Source organism: Aquirufa sp. (assembly GCF_044342065.1).
In the GTDB taxonomy this organism is placed as follows: Bacteria; Bacteroidota; Bacteroidia; order Cytophagales; family Spirosomataceae; genus Aquirufa.
On sequence record NZ_JBIIQN010000008.1, the window covers coordinates 34,621 to 53,028 of the forward strand.

The 18,408-nt window shown below is 39.5% G+C and carries 22 protein-coding genes; 11 read left to right on the forward strand and 11 right to left on the reverse strand.

What is annotated here, in order from left to right; all coding sequences use genetic code 11:
* The first annotated feature begins 6 nt into the window (after positions 1-6).
* On the forward strand, positions 7-429 hold the full coding sequence (locus ACIQZ2_RS04710; RefSeq protein WP_395767689.1) for a hotdog fold thioesterase: 423 nt from the start codon (positions 7-9) through the stop codon (positions 427-429).
* Positions 429-1,538, forward strand: a complete 1,110-nt coding sequence (locus tag ACIQZ2_RS04715) for a chorismate-binding protein (protein ID WP_395767690.1) — start codon at positions 429-431, stop codon at positions 1,536-1,538. The genes ACIQZ2_RS04710 and ACIQZ2_RS04715 overlap by 1 nt, the downstream gene beginning before the upstream one ends.
* Here ACIQZ2_RS04715 and ACIQZ2_RS04720 read toward each other — a convergent pair.
* Genes ACIQZ2_RS04720 through ACIQZ2_RS04750 form a run of 7 tightly spaced genes read right to left on the reverse strand, consistent with a single transcriptional unit; the run spans position 1,522 to position 7,589 of the window.
* Complete coding sequence (locus tag ACIQZ2_RS04720; RefSeq protein WP_395767691.1) at positions 1,522-2,841, reverse strand: hemolysin family protein; 1,320 nt, start codon at positions 2,839-2,841, stop codon at positions 1,522-1,524. The two genes, ACIQZ2_RS04715 and ACIQZ2_RS04720, sit on opposite strands and share 17 nt — an antisense overlap.
* A gap of 1 nt (position 2,842) precedes the next feature.
* Complete coding sequence (locus tag ACIQZ2_RS04725; protein ID WP_395767692.1) at positions 2,843-3,064, reverse strand: hypothetical protein; 222 nt, start codon at positions 3,062-3,064, stop codon at positions 2,843-2,845.
* Positions 3,061-5,607, reverse strand: coding sequence for a cytochrome c biogenesis protein CcsA (gene ccsA / locus ACIQZ2_RS04730; RefSeq protein WP_395767693.1), 2,547 nt, complete (start codon positions 5,605-5,607; stop codon positions 3,061-3,063). Before ccsA (ACIQZ2_RS04730) ends, ACIQZ2_RS04725 begins: the two co-directional genes overlap by 4 nt.
* Positions 5,604-6,053 carry a cytochrome c maturation protein CcmE gene (locus tag ACIQZ2_RS04735; RefSeq protein WP_395767694.1) on the reverse strand — a complete coding sequence of 150 codons (450 nt, stop codon included), beginning with the start codon at positions 6,051-6,053 and terminating at the stop codon, positions 5,604-5,606. The genes ccsA (ACIQZ2_RS04730) and ACIQZ2_RS04735 overlap by 4 nt, the downstream gene beginning before the upstream one ends.
* Complete coding sequence (locus ACIQZ2_RS04740; protein WP_395767695.1) at positions 6,050-6,256, reverse strand: CcmD family protein; 207 nt, start codon at positions 6,254-6,256, stop codon at positions 6,050-6,052. Before ACIQZ2_RS04740 ends, ACIQZ2_RS04735 begins: the two co-directional genes overlap by 4 nt.
* A gap of 2 nt (positions 6,257-6,258) precedes the next feature.
* Positions 6,259-6,933: a cytochrome c biogenesis protein CcsA gene (gene ccsA, locus ACIQZ2_RS04745; protein WP_395767696.1), complete on the reverse strand. Its 675-nt coding sequence runs from the start codon at positions 6,931-6,933 to the stop codon at positions 6,259-6,261.
* A complete protein-coding gene (locus ACIQZ2_RS04750; protein ID WP_395767697.1) occupies positions 6,921-7,589 on the reverse strand; it encodes a heme exporter protein CcmB in 669 nt (222 codons plus the stop codon). The genes ccsA (ACIQZ2_RS04745) and ACIQZ2_RS04750 overlap by 13 nt, the downstream gene beginning before the upstream one ends.
* Before the next feature lie 180 nt (positions 7,590-7,769).
* Between ACIQZ2_RS04750 and ACIQZ2_RS04755 the strand changes: the two genes are divergently transcribed.
* A complete protein-coding gene (locus ACIQZ2_RS04755; RefSeq protein ID WP_395767698.1) occupies positions 7,770-7,997 on the forward strand; it encodes a ferrous iron transport protein A in 228 nt (75 codons plus the stop codon).
* 2 nt (positions 7,998-7,999) lie between these two features.
* Positions 8,000-10,126 carry a ferrous iron transport protein B gene (gene feoB, locus ACIQZ2_RS04760; RefSeq protein WP_395767699.1) on the forward strand — a complete coding sequence of 709 codons (2,127 nt, stop codon included), beginning with the start codon at positions 8,000-8,002 and terminating at the stop codon, positions 10,124-10,126.
* Here feoB and ACIQZ2_RS04765 read toward each other — a convergent pair.
* Positions 10,123-10,572, reverse strand: coding sequence for a PaaI family thioesterase (locus ACIQZ2_RS04765; RefSeq protein WP_395767700.1), 450 nt, complete (start codon positions 10,570-10,572; stop codon positions 10,123-10,125). The genes feoB and ACIQZ2_RS04765 overlap by 4 nt on opposite strands.
* Positions 10,573-10,601: 29 nt before the next feature.
* Complete coding sequence (locus tag ACIQZ2_RS04770) at positions 10,602-11,018, reverse strand: DUF2147 domain-containing protein (protein ID WP_395767701.1); 417 nt, start codon at positions 11,016-11,018, stop codon at positions 10,602-10,604.
* 151 nt (positions 11,019-11,169) lie between these two features.
* Between ACIQZ2_RS04770 and ACIQZ2_RS04775 the strand changes: the two genes are divergently transcribed.
* Genes ACIQZ2_RS04775 through ACIQZ2_RS04785 form a run of 3 tightly spaced genes read left to right on the forward strand, consistent with a single transcriptional unit; the run spans position 11,170 to position 13,328 of the window.
* Positions 11,170-11,931: a phosphosulfolactate synthase gene (locus ACIQZ2_RS04775; protein WP_395767702.1), complete on the forward strand. Its 762-nt coding sequence runs from the start codon at positions 11,170-11,172 to the stop codon at positions 11,929-11,931.
* A gap of 4 nt (positions 11,932-11,935) precedes the next feature.
* On the forward strand, positions 11,936-12,574 hold the full coding sequence (locus ACIQZ2_RS04780) for a VTT domain-containing protein (RefSeq protein WP_395767703.1): 639 nt from the start codon (positions 11,936-11,938) through the stop codon (positions 12,572-12,574).
* 1 nt (position 12,575) lies between these two features.
* Positions 12,576-13,328 carry a shikimate dehydrogenase family protein gene (locus ACIQZ2_RS04785; RefSeq protein ID WP_395767704.1) on the forward strand — a complete coding sequence of 251 codons (753 nt, stop codon included), beginning with the start codon at positions 12,576-12,578 and terminating at the stop codon, positions 13,326-13,328.
* Between the two features lies 1 nt (position 13,329).
* On the opposite strand, the gene ACIQZ2_RS04790 is transcribed toward ACIQZ2_RS04785, so the two are convergent.
* The gene (locus tag ACIQZ2_RS04790; protein WP_395767705.1) at positions 13,330-13,833 is read right to left on the reverse strand and encodes a phosphoribosyltransferase family protein; all 504 of its coding nucleotides are present in this window, start codon (positions 13,831-13,833) and stop codon (positions 13,330-13,332) included.
* Between the two features lie 97 nt (positions 13,834-13,930).
* On the opposite strand from ACIQZ2_RS04790, the gene ACIQZ2_RS04795 reads away from it, so the two are divergent.
* Complete coding sequence (locus ACIQZ2_RS04795; protein WP_395767706.1) at positions 13,931-14,479, forward strand: YcxB family protein; 549 nt, start codon at positions 13,931-13,933, stop codon at positions 14,477-14,479.
* Position 14,480: 1 nt separating this feature from the next.
* Positions 14,481-14,894 (forward strand): Holliday junction resolvase RuvX, encoded by a 414-nt coding sequence (gene ruvX, locus ACIQZ2_RS04800; RefSeq protein ID WP_395767707.1) that lies wholly within the window; start codon positions 14,481-14,483, stop codon positions 14,892-14,894.
* A 30-nt stretch (positions 14,895-14,924) separates the two neighbouring features.
* On the opposite strand, the gene ACIQZ2_RS04805 is transcribed toward ruvX, so the two are convergent.
* Positions 14,925-15,752: a phytanoyl-CoA dioxygenase family protein gene (locus tag ACIQZ2_RS04805; RefSeq protein ID WP_395767708.1), complete on the reverse strand. Its 828-nt coding sequence runs from the start codon at positions 15,750-15,752 to the stop codon at positions 14,925-14,927.
* Positions 15,753-16,239: 487 nt separating this feature from the next.
* Between ACIQZ2_RS04805 and ACIQZ2_RS04810 the strand changes: the two genes are divergently transcribed.
* Together ACIQZ2_RS04810 and ACIQZ2_RS04815 are read left to right on the forward strand one after the other, a co-directional pair.
* Entirely contained in the window at positions 16,240-16,968 is a 729-nt protein-coding gene (locus ACIQZ2_RS04810; RefSeq protein WP_395767709.1) for a transporter, read from the forward strand.
* A 36-nt stretch (positions 16,969-17,004) separates the two neighbouring features.
* Positions 17,005-18,405, forward strand: coding sequence for a BatD family protein (locus ACIQZ2_RS04815; protein ID WP_395767710.1), 1,401 nt, complete (start codon positions 17,005-17,007; stop codon positions 18,403-18,405).
* The last annotated feature ends 3 nt before the right edge of the window (positions 18,406-18,408 follow it).

The following is an 18,408-nucleotide window of genomic DNA, read 5'->3' on the forward strand; positions in this document are numbered from 1 at the left end:
AATATTATGTTTAATACTTCCATAGGCCTTGATGACATTAACGCGTTAAGCCGAGGCAATATGATCGAACACCTTGGTATTGAATTTACGGAAATTACTGCTGGATACATCAAGGCAAAAATGCCCGTAGACCAACGTACTAAGCAACCTTTTGGTTTATTGCATGGAGGAGCATCTGTTGTTTTAGCAGAGACCCTTGGGAGTATTGCCTCAGCATTAGCTGTTTCCGACATGAATCTTTACAAAGGTGTAGGGGTTGAAATCAATGCCAATCACTTGAAATCAGCTAGGGGAGGGTACGTGACTGGAATCTGCGTTCCGTTGCGGATTGGGAAGACTTTGCATGTATACGATATAAAAATTTACGATGAGTCGGAACATTTAATCTGTGCTAGTCGTTTAACAGTAGCCATATTGAAAGTAGATTAATGTTTGACGAAAAGAAGGAGTGGAAACAAATTTGGGATAAAGCGCCACAGGTGGGGGCAGCACTTGCCATGTGGAAACTTCCTTATCAGCGTCAACAATTCTTATTGCAAGATTTGAGCGGTGGAGTTCAAGTAGAAGTTTCTGAATTGGAGCAGTTAGGCCCCGGTTTTTTGATTAGCCCTTTTATCGGTCTTCCCTATTTTTTGAGTGCAAGCCACCTCAGTCAAAGCCTAGTAAATGACAATCCATCGGAGCCTATACCAACGATCAAGCCCGTGGAAGTTTTTGAAGACAAACTTTTATTTCAAGACCAAGTCGCAAGTTCTGTTGAGCAAATCAAGCAAGGCCAATTTCAAAAAGTTGTTTTATCTCGCGTAGATGTCAAAGATTTAGCTGCCAACTTCGATTTAGTTGATGCTTTTGATCGCTTATGCCAAACGTATCCATCCGCTTTTGTTTCAGCAATTTACCTGCCTGCTTTACAGGATGTTTGGCTTTGTGCAACACCGGAGACCTTGGTTTCACAGAATTCAGCAGGAATATTCAAAACGATTTCCTTAGCAGGTACGCAGTCGGCGCTTGATGCTGATGGGAATTTTCTTTCCCCTTCCGAGGCAAGGTGGTCTCAGAAGGAAATCGAGGAACAAGCTTATGTTAGTCGATACATCATCGATTGTTTTAAAAAAATACGCCTACGTGAATATATTGAAAATGGGCCTAAAACGGTCCTGGCTGGCAATTTGATGCATTTGAAAACTGAATACCTAGTCGATACCCGTAAATATTCATATCCGGGTTTAATTACCCAAATGTTGAGCTTATTGCATCCAACTTCTGCTGTGTGTGGCACTCCAAAAGAAGCAGCATTGGAATGGATTTTGCAAACCGAAAGGCATGATCGTGTGTTGTACAGCGGCTATTTGGGCCCAATTAATCAACATGATGAAACCCATTTATTTGTTAATTTGCGTACGGTTCAAATGAAGGGAGAACAAGCATATTATTATGCGGGGTGTGGCATTACGGAGGATTCTGATCCAGAAAAGGAATGGCAAGAAACAGGTATGAAATGCCAAACCCTCCAGCGCGTAATTAATGCTTCGTTTTAGGCTCTTCTTTTTGCGTTAATTTATCAGTAATGATTACTTTAACTGTGTCTATACGCGCATCCGTTACCGTTAATATCTGGAAGTTGAATGGACTTAAAATGATGGTTTCATTTACCTCCGGTATATCTTCATACAAACTAATCAGCATGCCACCTAATGTCTCATAATCGCCCTCGGGTAAATTCCATTCGTATTTCTCGTTGAGGTAATCAATCTCATGCCGTCCGGATAAAACGAAGGTGTTATCATCCAATTGCTTTTCAATCCAATCTTCGGAGTTATCATACTCGTCTTGGATTTCCCCAAAGATTTGTTCCATGACATCCTCCATACTCACTAAGCCTGACGTGCTACCAAATTCATCCACGACAATCGCAAGGGATTTTCGTTCTTTGGAAAATTTAATCATTAAATCGTTCGCTGGCATAGCTTCGGGAACGATGGGAATGGAAGTAAGGATCGATTGTAAATCTTTTGGTTTCTTGAAAAGCGCAAGAGAATGACAATAGCCGATAACCTCTTCTAAGGTTTCTTTATATACCAAAACTTTGGAGTGTCCACTTTCAATAAATGTCTTAGTTAAGCCCTCGATTCCCTCTTCCAGTTCTATGGCGGTAATTTCTGTTCGAGGAATCATGCAATCACGTACCTTGACTTGCTTGAACTCCAGTGCATTATGGAAAATTTTGGTATCCACTTCATTTTCTTCTTCGGTGGAAATTTTGCGATTTAAATTTTGTAAATAATGATTTAGATCGGTTAGTCCAAAAGCCGGCTTCTCCTCAGAATACGTCAAACGCAGTACATTGGTGATAAACCATTTAGATAAACCTACTGTTAACCAAACGAGCGGAAACATCAAGGTATTTATAATCCATATGGGTATGGCTAAAAACTCCAAAATGGCGTCCGGATTAATCAAAAAGACGCTTTTGGGGGTAAATTCAGATGTAGTTAAAATTATAATAGTTGCAAGAACTGTCGCTAATAAACGCGCTAAAATTGCATTAATATCGATGATTGATAGAATCGTATGGTGCAAATATTCCTCCATGAAAATACCATAGGCTACCAGTGAGAGGGTATTCCCGATCAGCATCGTACCAATGAAACGCGAGGGAGTCTTGTTAAAATGCGAGATGATTTTCGCACTTAAAATATTTTGCTTGGCTTTTAATTCGAAATATAATTTGTTGGAAGAAACGAAAGCCATTTCTACGCCTGAGAAAAAGGCTGAGAAAACCATTGAAGTAATTATTCCAATAATTTGGGCACTCTCTATGGTGTGTTCGGGGTCGGGCATATTATTTCTTTTTGTTCTTGTCTTCTTTTGAAATTCGCTCATTTCGAGCGAACTGGTAGTAAAAAAGACAGCCTACGGCAAACATGAGCCAACTGTAATGATAGCCAATTTCTTGCCAAAACAAGCCTTGAATTTCCTTTGGGGTAGGCGAATTTAAATCCAGTATCCAAATAATAAGGAAACCGATGGCAATAAATAGACTTAGTTTTTCCCTGCGGCTCATGAAGCAATGGGTTTTTCTTTTCTACGGAAAGTTGATATGAAAAGACCAATAAATATCATGATTGATCCGATCCAAACCAAATTTATGTACGGTTTTTCAAGGGCTTTAATGATAATCAAATCTTGCTGTGTGGTGTTCACCGCGAAGCTAAATTGTTGTGTCTTGGGGTTAATGGTGGTGAATTTAATCTTAATTCCGGTCTCCTCACTCTCAAATGCCGGCATAGCCACCATACCATCTTTAATAATGAATGTCGGTTTAAGTTCGAATTTTTGGTCATTTTTACCCATAACAAGGAAGTTCGCCTGAACAGCTGCATCATTCACCCCTAATTCAAATCCTTCTACTTGCGTGATTCGGCTTACTTCTTTTAAAACAGCCACAAAATCATTTAAAAATAGCGTGTCACCCACCATGACTGTTGAATTCACTGTTTGACTCCATTGTTTTTCTTCACCAGCTTCAGCTGCTAGACGGGGATCAAGTGAAACATAGGTGTAGATGTCGTGGCTAAATGCATGTTTGATGTCCGGGGAAATAGCTGTACCCATTTTAGGGTTTACTTGCCAGCGAGGAAACAAGGATACGGCTTTGCCTTCCGCATTTTTAAATTCCAACTCATAATAATTGTTTTCAGGTTCTACAATTAAGGTATCTCCTTTTTTTGCTACAGATTCGCCATTCGCTACAACATCGCGCAATGCGACTGCATGGAAATCACCTTCGATAATTTCGAAATCTTTTTTATTGAAATACCCAGGCTTCCCGCGTAAGGCTATTTTACGCCCCTTGTAGGTAACTAAATAATCCTGCATTTGAGCCCCTTGACCTAACCATAGTGGGAGATTTTCTTTGTTCTCTTTATTATTGTCCTTCGTGAATTGCTCTACTTTATTGGAGATAGCAAATCCTGAACGATTTAATGAGACCACTTTGGAGTAGCCGGAAGAAAACAAAATACCAATTAGCATCACGGCTAATCCCACATGTGATAACGCTCCTCCTGCTATGGAAACTTTTTGACGCGCTAAGAACCATAAAATACTACCGTTTGCATATACGGCAAACAAACTTGACCAAAGTAAAATGATGTACGAAATGGTAAATATTTTCCCAAGATTAACGAATAATACGGTCAATAAGGTTGCGACCAAAACGGAATTCCAAAGCGCTTTCCATTGATTTTTATTCTTGATTTTACCCCACCACACAAATTGCCCGACGGCACTCAAAATAGCAACGCCAATGAAAATCCAAATTTGAATTTTGCTATAGTGTTCCACCTGGTCTGCCGGTAATGCAATATTGGAAACCCATCCAAAAGCCTCCGCAATTTTATTGTAAACGGGTATGGAGGTAGTAAATATTAATTGGAAAGCCGAAAGCCCTAAGACAGATGCCCCAACGAATATCCAAAACTCACGTGAGTAAATCCCTAATTCCTTTTCATCCGTTGGCAATTCTTTCCAGCGATACCAAGCTAAAGCAATCGCGCCAATCAAGAATGTTCCCATGTAAAGTAGCAACTGTCCCGATAAGCCTAAATCAGTGAAAGAGTGCACGGAGGCATTGCCTAAAATACCTGAGCGGTTGAGGAACGTAGAATAAAGTACCAAAATAAATGTACTTATCACGAGGATGATGGACGTTTTTAGTGCCGAGCTTGAGTTACGGTAAGCAATCATCGTGTGAATTGCGCCGATCCAAACCAACCAAGGAACAAAACTGGCATTTTCAACCGGATCCCAGTTCCAATATCCGCCAAAATTTAATGTTTCATAAGCCCAATAGGCCCCCATCATGATTCCTACACCAAGAACTCCACCACCAAACAGTGACCAAGGTAAAGCTGGCGTTATCCATTCGGTCAATTGTTTTTTCCAAAGTCCTGCCATTAAAAAGGCAAATGGAACTAAGGTCAAGGCAAAGCCTAGAAAAAGGGTTGGCGGATGTATAACCATCCAATAATTTTGTAACAAAGGGTTTAAGCCGCGGCCGTCCAAAGGGATGAAATTTGGCTGCATGCTCCAAACCGGCAAATCAGGCTGCGCTTCACGCAACAACAAAAACGGAGAAGAACCTATTTTTAATTCAATACTCGGGATAATAACCCCTAGAATCATAGATGTAAGGAATGTTTGCACCAGTGCAAAAACGGTCATTACAGGGCTTTCCCACTTGGGGTTCCTAAACATCAATATAACGCCTAAAAGGGCTTGCCAAAAAATCCAGAGCAAGAAACTTCCTTCTTGACCTTCCCAAAAACATGATACGATGTAGGCAATGGGAAGTGCCTTCGAGGCATGCGTATATGCGTAATGATATTCGAAATAATGATTATAAATGATAATATACAAGGTTGTAGCTACTGCTACAACTGCCACCAAGTGAAGGATAAAGAGTGTTCTTGCGGCCTGTCGCCAATCGTTGTCCAAGCTTTCAGCTTGACTAGATCGATAAAAGGCATACGTTGCTAAAAGAGCGGTTACGAAGGAAACAATAATGAGCGCATGCCCTACTTGTCCAATGGTTTCGTGTATCATAGTTGTTTTTTGGCTTCAAAGGAAGCGCTTGAGTCGGCAGATATTTTCCCTTCCTGGTATTTGGAAGGACATTTTAACAGGATTTTATCACAATAGAAAATCTTATCGGGCTTCATATTACCCACCAAGACAATCTTTTCAGATTTCTCAAAATCTTGCGGTTTCGGAGCGGAGTATATCACTTGGTTTTCTCTTCCTAGGCTATCCTCCACAATGAATTCCAGGCGATTTGCGTCCAATGCGGGATTAAATACCATGCCTACGATTTTCCCGGCAGCATCTTTTTTTAATTTGCCTACAACATGTACTTTTTGGTTAGGATCTTGTTGGCTAATGCGCTCAGCCTCTTCAAAACCCACATAGGTACTCGCGTCACCTGTGGTAATTAAAATAATGCCAATAGCAACGGCAATTAAAATTAGCCCTACGATGTGTGTCTTTTTCATTTGATACGGTTTTCTATATCGGAAATTTTACGATCTAGACGGAATAGGTAGATAAATAGGCCCGTCAGGATAATAGCTACCACGGCAATGACTACATAAATTTTACCATCAGCACGAAATTGGTCGGCCATTTCCACAGTTGATTGCGCTTGCCCAGTAAAGCCTACGAAAAGCATCAAAAGACTTAAGATGAATTTTTTCATGATTAATTTATTTCTTCGATTTTTTGATCTAATTCTTTAATTCGAATGCGCAACCCCGTTATCCAAAATCCTAAAAGGGTCCAACCAAGGATGGCAGGATAAAATACCATGCGCATGCGGTTATCTAAATCCATGGAATTAAATCCCGGATTTCCGCCATTACCGGGATGCAATGAGTCGGTCATACGAGGTAAAATCCAAATCAATACCATAAACACTACAAAGGCAAATATGTTATATACGGAAGAAACGCGCGCTTTTTGAAGCTCGTCAGCAAGCGATGAACGAACCAATAAATACGCAAGGTAAATCAACAGGCCCACCGCGACTGAATTTAATTTTGGATCATTTGTCCACCAGTCACCCCAAGTGAATTTGGCCCAAAAACTACCCGTTGCAAGACCCATTAATGCGAATAACAAACCTGTTTCTACGTAGGCATAAGATTTCAAGTCGGCCATAACATCACCCGTTCGTAGGTATTTAATCGAATGATAAACGGAAGTGCCTAAAAGAAAAATCATACTAAACCACATGGTTACATGGAAATACAAGTTTCTAACGGTTTCGTTCAAGATGGCTTGCCGCGGAACCGTGCCTTCGAATCCCGCATATATCGTGTAATAAAGCAAAATCATGCAAAGGATTTTACCGTAATGTTTTTTTAATGCTTCCATATAAACGGGAATAATATTCCGGATAAAACAATGACGATGGTATCTAATGAACTTAATAGGGCAATTTCATCCCAATTTTCCTGTATGGAGATGCCGTCCATGGCGCTTTTGGCCAACTTTAAAATTAACAGTAAAAGCGGTATAATGACGGGAAAGCTTAAAACGGCCATTAATGTAGCAGAATTTTCTCCTTGTGCAGCAATGCCCGCCATCAGCGATAAGGTAGAGGCAAATCCAATTCCGCCAAGTACAATGGCTACCAAATAAAGCGGGATGTTTCCTACCGGATTTCCCATTACCCATGAATAGAAAAAGAATCCAACCATGGAAATGCCAATCATTACTAGGGAATTGTAAATGATTTTGGAATAAATGATGGCCTCTGGACTAACTATCGTGTAATAAAAAAGGTTACGATGGGTAGATTCTTGTGTAAAGCTTTTCCCGATGGCATTAATGGCAATAAACAACAAAATAATCCAGAAAAGAGTATTCCAGGTTATGGGGTTGATGGCTTGTTGCTTGGCTTTAAACGATAGATAGCAAACAAAAACGGTCGATGCTAAATACAAGAGTAGACCATGTATCGCATAGCGCTGTCTCCATTCCAGATGGAGTTCCTTTTTAACCAACACGTGTATTTCATTCAGGATCATGCCTCGATTTCCATAAAGGACATGCAATTTACAATAGAAAATTTGCTTTAAAGTATATTCCCTTCAGTATTTTAGCTATTTCAAATCAATTCCATCAAAACTGTAACTTATCATTTTTTAGGTCGAAAATACTTAGTACATTTGTCCTAATTTTGAACAATTCTAAATAAGTAAAATTTAATGATGCACACTTTGGCTGATTTACATGTGGGAGAGCAAGCAGAAATCATGGGTTTTACAGATGAGTTACTATCATTAAAATTGTTGGAAATGGGTTGTTTGCCGGGAACTTGGATTGAATTAACGCATCAGGCGCCATTTGGTGATCCTATTGCGATAAAAGTTTCAGGTTACACGCTGAGTATGCGAAAAGAAGAGGCAGCAACCATACAAGTTAAACCCCTATAATTTTGTCCAAACTGCCTAAAATAGCGTTAATCGGGAATCCGAATGCTGGGAAATCGTCTCTATTCAATACCCTCACGGGCTTGAATCAGAAGACAGGTAATTTTCCTGGTGTTACAATGGATAAATTAACAGGTATTTGGGAGCTTGAACCAAATCGGAAAGTCGAAGTCCTTGATTTACCCGGAATTTACAGCATATACCCCAAGTCCATTGATGAGGAGTTGGTGATTAACATCTTGGGTAACCCAACAAACCCTGATTATCCGGATATGGCTATTGTCGTGGCGGATGCATCTAACCTAAAGCGTAATCTTTTATTGTTTTCACAAGTACGTGATTTAGGCATACCTACAGTTTTAGCGCTCAATATGGTCGATGTAGCCGAAAATCAAGGCTTTGTCATCAACTCAATCAAGTTGGCCCGCGAATTAAATATTGAAGTTGCTGAGATTAATGCCAAAAAAGGGATAGGTGTCAATGGCTTACGTTTAGCTGTTGAGAAAACATTAAAAAATCGCTATGCTTCCAATGATGGTCTTCCTTTACCTGTTGGAGAAGATTTATTGGCCGACATTACGGAACAATTTGGCGAGACAGACCCCTATCGTTCTTTATTGTGGCTGATGGAACATGACCGTATGAAGATGTTCACAGATAAGCAGCGTATTGGTTTTGATCGAATTCAAGAAAAATACCATTTCGATGCCAAATCTTACAAGACCTCCGATACGGTCAAAAGGTATGAGGCTTTGTCGGATATTGTTGAACGTTGCGTGATCAACTTAAATCGCCAATGGGATGCGCCACCGGTCAAGACGATGACTGATCGACTGGACAAATTCTTTCTGCACCCCGTTGGAGGCTATTTAATTTTCTTGGGGATTCTATTTTTGATGTTTCAAGCTGTGTTTACTTGGGCAACCTATCCTCAGGATGCCATAGATGGCGGAGTAGCTCAATTGAATAATTACTTAAAAGAAATTTTGCCGGCTTCTGCATTGACAGGTTTATTGACGGATGGGCTTATCGCGGGTATTGGTGGGGTACTAATTTTTGTTCCTCAAATTGCCTTTTTGTTTTTCTTTATATCGATGTTGGAGGAGACGGGTTATATGTCGCGTGTGATGTTTATCATGGATAAATTGATGCGTCGTTTCGGACTAAATGGAAAATCTGTGGTACCCTTGATGTCAGGGGTTGCTTGCGCAGTTCCGGCGATTATGAGTACACGCTCCATTGGATCATGGAAAGATCGTTTAATTACGATTATGGTTACGCCTTTAATGTCTTGTTCGGCACGATTACCTATTTACACGGTATTGATTGCGCTGGTAGTACCCGAAAAAAGCACTTTGTTTGGTATGTTTAATCTTCAAGGATTGGCCTTGTTTGGTTTATACCTATTGGGTTTCTTCATGGCAATTTTATCTGCATGGGTTATGAAATTATTGCTTCAAGTTAAGGAGAAGAGCTATTTCATCATGGAGCTTCCTACTTACAAGAGTCCCCGCTTTAAGCATATTGCCTTGTCTATTTATAACTCAGTAAAGGCATTTGTTTTTGAGGCAGGAAAAATTATTGTTGCGATTTCGATCGTGTTATGGGTATTAGCTAGCTACGGACCAGGGGATAGTTTAGCGAATGTGGAGAAAACAGTACGGGATTCGAACCCAACATTAGACGAATCAGCCATCGTAAATAAAGTGGCTGCTGAGAAATTGGAGCAATCCTATGCAGGGCATTTCGGACATTTTATCGAACCTATCATTAAACCTTTGGGTTACGATTGGAAGATTGGTATTGCCCTTATTACGTCGTTCGCCGCTCGCGAAGTTTTTGTGGGTACCATGTCTACGATTTACAGTTTGGGAGGAGAAGTAGATGATGAAAATGCAACGATCAAAAACCGGATGCGTGCAGAGATTAACCCAGCTACGGGGAAACCGATGTATGATACGGCCCTTGGGTTCTCATTACTGATATTTTATGCTTTTGCCATGCAGTGCATGAGTACGCTGGCAACTACGTATCGCGAAACGAAATCATGGAAATACCCAACGATTCAGTTTGTTTACATGACCACCTTGGCTTATTTGTCAGCCTTTATTGTCTACCAATTACTTTCCTAGAATTTTACAGGAATTGAAGTTGCCGCTAAATTGCTAGAACCTTTAGCGAGTAATTTGCCTTCGGCATTGAAGAGCTTAGCTTCTACGTTGGCAATTTTTTTACCAACTCTAAAGATCTCAGAAACAGCAGTTACTTTCTCGCCGGCTTTTGCACCATATAAAAAATCAACATGCAAGTTGATCGTTACATAGAGATGTTCAATTTCTACTGTTATGAGCGTCATGCCCATGATATCATCCAAAATAGTGGATATAATTCCTCCGTGCATTACTTGAGCATGGTTACACTGATCTTCGCGTACCGTAAATTCAGCGGTAACTGATCCAACAGACGCTTTGATTAATGTGCCATCTAACCAAGTTGTAATTGGATTTGGATTGCCATCTGCAATCTTCTTATTCAAATTTGCATTCAAATAAGAAATGATTTTTTCGTTTGGTTTCATATTTTATACTTAAGCGGTTGTTATTTTGATTAATTTCTAGACCAAGTGGACGTCCTGCCAAACATCGCCATTCCCACAAATCCTCGAATATCAAGTTTTTGATTATTCTCTTTGGCCGTTAAAATACAATCATAAGTTTTACCAGAATTTGGGTCATAAATAGTCCCATTTTCCCATGTACTTCCTTTAAATACAAAGTCTTTTAGGATTACAGCGCCTATTAAATCTCTATTTCGTAAGCGAGCATCCGGATTATTAACATCTTTCCCCGGCTTTTTTCCCCAAGTAATTTTTCCGAAATACCGTTCCCCTTGTTTGAAAATGGTAATCCGTCCATCTTTTTTTTCTGAGATCCATTCCCCTAAAATACTGTCGCCGTTACCGGCTGCCAACAAGGAAACTTGAGAAAGAGTTAAGTAAAGTAGAAAGGCAATTGTTTTTTTCATGGTGTGATAAATTTTGAAACAAATATAGGATGATTTTGGGATTTGTTGATTCCAAATGGTAGAACATAGTGTTTGTCTCAGTCAGATGTTATGCTTATTTTTGTGGGATATTGCCACGAGATTTAATTTCATAACAAGCTATTTTGAAAGTATGAATTACAATTTGAATCAAATACCAGAGAGAACAACCAAACCAAGGCAAAAAGGTTTGACGATGGTGATGGATAAGGGATTAAGCCTACGTCAAGTAGAAGATTTCATAGAAATGGGTGGAGCTCATACTGATATCGTAAAACTAGGATGGGCCACCTCTTATGTAACGCCTAATTTGAAAGAGAAATTAGCTTTATATAAATCGGCAGGAATCCCGGTATATTTTGGTGGAACCTTGTTTGAAGCATTTTATATTCGTGGTCAATTTGATGAGTACCGTCGCGTTTTAGACCAATTTGGAATGGAATATGCTGAAATTTCTGACGGATCGGTCGAAATGGAGTCAGATATAAAGTGTGAATTTATTCGTACCCTTTCCCAGCAGGTTACCGTTTTATCAGAAGTAGGTTCAAAAGATGAAGCAAAAATAATTCCTCCCTATAAATGGATTAAGTTGATGCGGATGGAGTTGGAAGCAGGTTCATGGAAAGTTATCGGTGAAGCGCGAGAAGGAGGTAATGTTGGTCTATTCCGCTCCTCAGGGGAAGTACGTCAAGGCTTAGTAGAAGAAATTTTGACTGAAATTCCAGAGGAAAAGATTATTTGGGAAGCCCCCCAAAAGTCCCAACAAGTATGGTTTGTTAAATTGGTTGGAGCCAATGTTAACGTAGGAAATATCGCGCCCAATGAGGTTATCTCATTGGAAACAATTCGGTTGGGGTTACGTGGCGATACATTTGATCATTTTTTAGATAAGTAAATAAATGGTTCAATTCATTCTTGATTTGCTTCGTGATCCTTTGACATTTTTAAGTGAGTTTATCGCTGCGAATGGATCTTTAACTTATGCCTTGTTATTTGCGATTATTTTTGTAGAAACCGGTTTTGTGGTGATGCCTTTATTGCCCGGGGATTCATTGTTGTTTTCAGTCGGATTATTGGCTGCGGCGAGTGGCCAACTCAGTTTAACGACTGTTATCCCGCTAATGATTATAGCAGCATTAATGGGTGATCAATTAAATTACTACATCGGTAGGAATTTTAGTGATTGGGTAAAGGGTAGAGAAAAAATCTTGTTTCTAAAGCGGGAGCACATAGAAAAAACAGAAGCTTTTTATGCCCAATATGGTTCTAAGATGGTCATTTTAGCTCGATTCGTACCGATTGTTCGCACCGTAGCTCCATTTGTGGCAGGCGCAGGTAGGATGTCCTATCCCGTGTATTTAATTTATGGGGTCTTAGGAGCATGTCTTTGGGTCATCAGTATTACATTGGCAGGATATTTCTTAGGGGATAATGCTTGGATCAAAGCCAATTTTGAAAAAGTGGTGCTGGGAATTGTTGCGGTATCTGTTTTGCCTATTGTTTTTGGTGTCTTGAGGCAACAATTTTCAAAGAAATAATATGGCAACGACCGCGCTATTTGGGTTGATTGGTTATCCCTTGGGACATTCATTTTCTAAGCGTTATTTCACGGAAAAATTTGAGCAAATTGGTTTAGCAGATTCACATGCTTACACGCAATTTGAAATTCCATCAATCGAAGATTATCCTGTTTTATTGAAAACGAAAGGCATTCGTGGGTTTAATGTGACTATTCCATATAAACAACAAATCATACCTTTTTTAGATGAAATAGATCCTGCTGCAGCAAGAATAGGTGCCGTAAATACCATTAAAATATTATCAGACGGTCGGACCCGCGGATACAACACGGATTATTTTGGTTTCCAACAAACGCTGAAAGATTGGTCCGCATATTCAGAATTCAAATCGCGCAAAGCCGTAGTGTTGGGCCAAGGAGGTGCTGCAAAGGCAGTTATTGCGGCGATAGAAGATTTAGGAATTCCTGTCATTAAAGTATCCCGAAAGGCATCTGATGAGGCAGTCTCTTACGAGGCCTTACCAGCGTTAATGGATTCGATCGGACTAATCGTTAATACCACACCACTGGGAATGCACCCTCATGAAGAGGCTTGTCCTGCAATACCGTATGCGAATTTAACGCCCCAACATTACTTGTATGATATTGTTTACAATCCTTTGGAAACGACGTTTTTAAAAAAAGGGATTGAATCAGGAGCAGGAGGTATTCATACAGGGATTCAAATGTTGTATGGACAAGCAGATAAGGCTTGGGAAATTTGGCAGTCTTAAATTACCTCAAATAAACACCTCTTCTAATATCATCGGTAACAATCACTTCCACATGCTCCGCGATGGTCGTAGAAAGTTCATAGCCTTTGTAGTCGGCGGCAATAGGAAATTTGCGGTAATTACGATCAATTAGTACAGCCACTTGAAGCTTTTTAACTGGAATACTTAAGAATGGAGCAAGACTATATGAGAAAGTGCGACCAGTATTCAGTACGTCATCAACGACAATAATTACCTTGTTTTCAAAGGTTTTAATATCCGCGGAAAAACGAACAGGACTTTCATAAGGAACTTCTTTGTTCAATAGAATCTCTACAGGAGTAGCACTAATACTAGAAATTTCTAATAAATGCTTGCTAAGCATGTCAGCCAACGCAAAACCTTGATCACTGACACCAGCGATGATTATTTCATTTTCTTCAAAATTATTTTCGAAAATTTGAAATGCAATCCGTCTGATTTTTTGTAGGAGTGCGGGTCCGTCTAATACTTGTTTTGCCGACATATTCTTTCGCTTATTGTCTAAATTAGCCAACTAAAATTACCCAAAATTATCCAATTTTTGTACCTTTGGTCTTTATTAGCGTTTAAAATTATTACCTATGGCTAAGAATTACGGAGCACAACAACGTGCCCAAATGCAAGCACCTTCCAACCCTTTAGCAATAAAAACGAAGAAATACGGCTTAGAGAAGAATAAATACATCGCTATGTGTATGCGTCAATTATTCTCTAATCAATGGAAATGGGCGTTCCTACCGTTGGCTTTAGTAGGTCTAAATGTCTTTCTTAACTTGTCGGGCACATACAAGAATTACTGGATTTACATCTTTTTAGCGATAGGCGTTATTGGGTATATCTTATTCTGGTTAATTCAATTTACGGGGATTACCCAATTGGCCCAATACAAGCAATTATTCGATAAATACCGGTATGAAATTGACAGCCGTCAGATATTCATGAAGATTTCAGATAAAGAAGGCGGCGTTATCAAATGGGATATGATCTTGTCTGCTTATAAAGATAAGGAAGCCTATGTTTTAGAAATGGGTAAATATCAATTCATTTATTTGCCTTTTGCTATCTTCAATAATGACAATGACCGTAAACTCATGGACAAAATCCTGCGTGATAAGGGTTTAGCCAATTGATATGGGAAGGCTTCTGGCGATTGACTTTGGCTTAAAACGTACCGGTTTAGCGGTTACGGATGCTCTACAAATTATCGCCACAGGTTTAGAAACGGTACCCACGCATACACTACTCGATTATTTACAAGCTTATTTTGCAAAAGAGCCTGTTGATAAGGTTATCATAGGTATGCCAAAGAACTTAGATAGTTCTGACACAGATTCAACCCATGGCGTTCGTGTATTAATCAAGCATTTTAAAAAGAAATTTCCTGCCATGCCCATCATTGAACATGATGAACGCTTTACTTCTCAAATGGCGATGCAAGCCATGGTTTCGGGCGGAATGTCGAAGAAAGACCGCAGGGATAAGGGAACGGTTGATCGCATTTCCGCCACCATAATTTTACAGTCCTTTATGGAATCGCAAGCATAAAAAAAGGCCAATTTACGATTGGCCTTTTTTTTATTTTGTTACCACTTTCGCAAGTCGGTGGTAGAATGGAGTCTTACTATTTGCAGATTTAGGTTTGTATTTCCCGGTAACTATTGGAACGTACATAACGCGACGTCTCGATTTTTCACCCACGTGTGGGGAAACTTCAACCCGATGCCACAAACGCCCATCATGAACGGTTAAATCTCCACGGTCAATTTCAAAAGCTACCTCACGTGAATCAGGACGGTGATCGATGAATTGCTTTTTCCCAAACAACAATTTCAACATGCTTTGATTTTGAGTTCCAGGCAAAACGCGTAAACCCCCATTAGATGAAGGACACTTATCCAAATGAATTCCCACATTCAACATGGGTAAGATTTTTTGTCCTAAAAATAAATCACGAGGGGAGTCCGTGTGCCAACCCATTTGGGTAAATTTTGAATTGGGTTGGTTCACATAGTGGTTGAATACTAAACCGTCTTTTTCATCTATGCCAACTCTTCCTTCATATGGTTCTAATAATTCCAATAACAATTCGAATCTTGGATCTTTTAGGAATTCAGCTAAAACATCGCTGTATTTATTTGTAAAGCACATGCGTTGAATTAGGTCTTTCCCATCAGGGTTTTTACCAAATTTCAGAGGAATTCCATTAACTTTCTCAACTCCCTCCGCTAACCACTTGGCTTCGATTTTGGCTAATTCTTCAATAAAAAGTTCAGTTGTTTCGCTTGAAATAAAGCTTTTAAATTGAATCACCCCATACTTCTTGAAATATGCTTTTTGCTCATCCGTCAAGGCATCCCCAAGGATAAAGGTCTTATATTCAAATTTGGGTGTTGCTATCTTCATTTTGTTACAGGCCATATCAGGCTTTTGTTTCAATTTATAATTTGCAGCGGTTAGGCTTATTTGGACCTGCAATTTACAGCAAGTAAATTTAAAATTTTCTATTGGATTTAAATTTCTAATCAAATTCAAGAAATTATCAGTTTATTCCCTTGAAGTTAACGCAACTTTACCTTTACATATTTCAATCCAAATGTCAAGGTACCTTAGCTTTCTATTGCTTTTTTTACCCTTGTTTGTACATGCGCAACTGGAGGGTCGCGAAGGCTCATACTTCGTCTTTTGGGAGTATAATCGCTCTGATTATCTGACGTCGATATTCGATTTAAAGGGGCTTATACGAATTTGTGGGATGTCCATACCACACGCCAAAAGGGTGATCATGCAGAACAAGTAATTTGGTTTGCTGAATTTTATGGCGCGCTGGGTTTTTATTTTGGTCGCATAAAATAATTTTTAGACCAACCTAAAAAATTTGTATCTTCGCAGCATGCGATTCGGACTTATCATTTTCTTGTTTTTAGGACCAATGGCACTTGCTCAGCAGATTGGCCGTATCGAAACTGACCGGCCAGATCAAACAGAATGTCCTTATATTGTAAAGAAAGGGTACTTTCAAGCAGAAATTGGATTTAATCGTGACGTAGAACAAGGGTCTACAACGTATTTGCTACCAACGAGTTTATTGAAAATAGGTATTCATCCACTTTTGGAATTACGGTATACCGTGTTGCAAGAACCGGGTTTAGGTGTTTCCACGGAGTCTTTTGGCTTTAAGTCACATGTAATTAAAGAGTCGGGCTTTATGCCTCGAACAGCGCTTATTGTACAGTATCATTTGAATCAAGATCGTCGGGATCAAAGTGAACTAAATGCAGTTCCCCATTCGATTGGGGAGACTATTTTGACTTTTCAAAATAGTCTTGGGGGCGCTTGGGGTATCGGGTATAATTTTGGTGCTGAATATCATACGGATGGAACTGTCGAAGGAATTTATCGAATTGCTCCCAATGTCAATATTGGTAAGAACGGCTACGCCTATGCGGAGGTATTTGGGAGATTCCCTCAAACTAAATTTACTGATTCATGGGTGGACGCAGGATTGGCGTATTATTTGTCGGAAAACGTAAAAGCAGATATTTCCGCAGGAAAGAGTATTCAGCAAGGGCAATCTTGGTATGTCGCTTTGGGAATTTCTTTTCGAATGCGTCTGTGGTGATTGCACTTGATTACTTTAATTGTGTAAATTGCGCGGATGCGGTATATTTTCTATTTATTGGGCTTTTTATTAGCCGGGCTTTTGCCTACCAATGCAATATTGGCTCAATCAAAAGAGCATATCGTTGTTCAAATGGGCCCCAAAAGTATTTTGGCGAATGAACAGTTTAGTCTACAGTTTTCCATTCCATTAGGAGAGCAGATGCCAACCTATCAATTTCCTGAGATCAATGGTTTTAGAAAATTGGGCGTCAGTCGTAGCAAAGCTTCGAATTTTGAGAATGAACAAGTGGTTCAGACCTTAACTTTCACCCAGTATTATCAGCCCAATGCGCAAGGAAGCTTCTCGGTTCCTTCAGTAGCGTTGGATGTAAATAAGCATGTATTCGAAATAGAACCCTTTGTTATTCAAGTCTTACCTGCCTTGGAAAAAAAGGATGCGTTATCAGATGAAATCAAAATCCCTGCACAGGTCGATTTAAAAACAAACAAGCCTTTTTTCTTGGTTCGTTCGGACGTATCAAATCCTTTTGTGGGACAAGCATTTACATTAACTATGTCATTGTATGTGCCTGCTGATAATGTTTTAGAAATGAGTTTTGATCATAATGACATTCAAATTCCTGCCTTGATTCAGCAAATTCGTCCTCGAAATTGCTGGGAGGAAAATTTTGGACTTCAGGTCGAGCGTGTTTTACAAGTTACCTTTCGGGGGAAGAAATATACCGAATATCGATTCTTTCAGGCGACTTATTATGCTTTGGATGCCCAGGTAATCCGAATTCCCTCTGTTCGTTTTCGCGTCTTGCAAGGAAATAAGTCAAAAGAGAAAAGCGCGATGTATTTTAATTCTCAAAATTTTACCATTCAGCCTCGTGCACTACCAAAGCATGTGCTTTCAGGCAAGGTGCCAGTAGGCCGCTATTCGCTAGAGGAAACATTAGATCATGAATTGGCTAATACAGGTGATCGCTTACTATATAAATCAAAAGTTATTGGGGATGGGAACAGCATTTTATGGGATACCAAGGAAGTAGCCTCAGATTACTTTTTAAGCTTTAATTTATTGTCTACGGAGCGGATTGTTTTTCCCTTTGGGAATCAAATGTTTGGTAATAAATCGGATGTTGTACGAATTATTCCGGAGCAACCCGGTAAATTTGCGTTAGCCAATTACTTCAGTTGGATTTTCTTTAACGTGGATAAGGAACGATTTGATACCTTAAAATCTAAATTGGTTATAGAGGTAAAAGGTCAGCCGCGTGATCGCAAATTAGATACATCGCTTGAAAAAGGAGGTGTTTATGAAGCTATTGAGCAGTTGGACAGTCTACAAGTACAATGGAATCGCTGGGTCAACTGGCGACAATTAGTTAATTTTGTATTGATTATAATGTTTGGATTCATTGTTTTCCTTTTTTGGAGGGCTTCAAAATAGTAA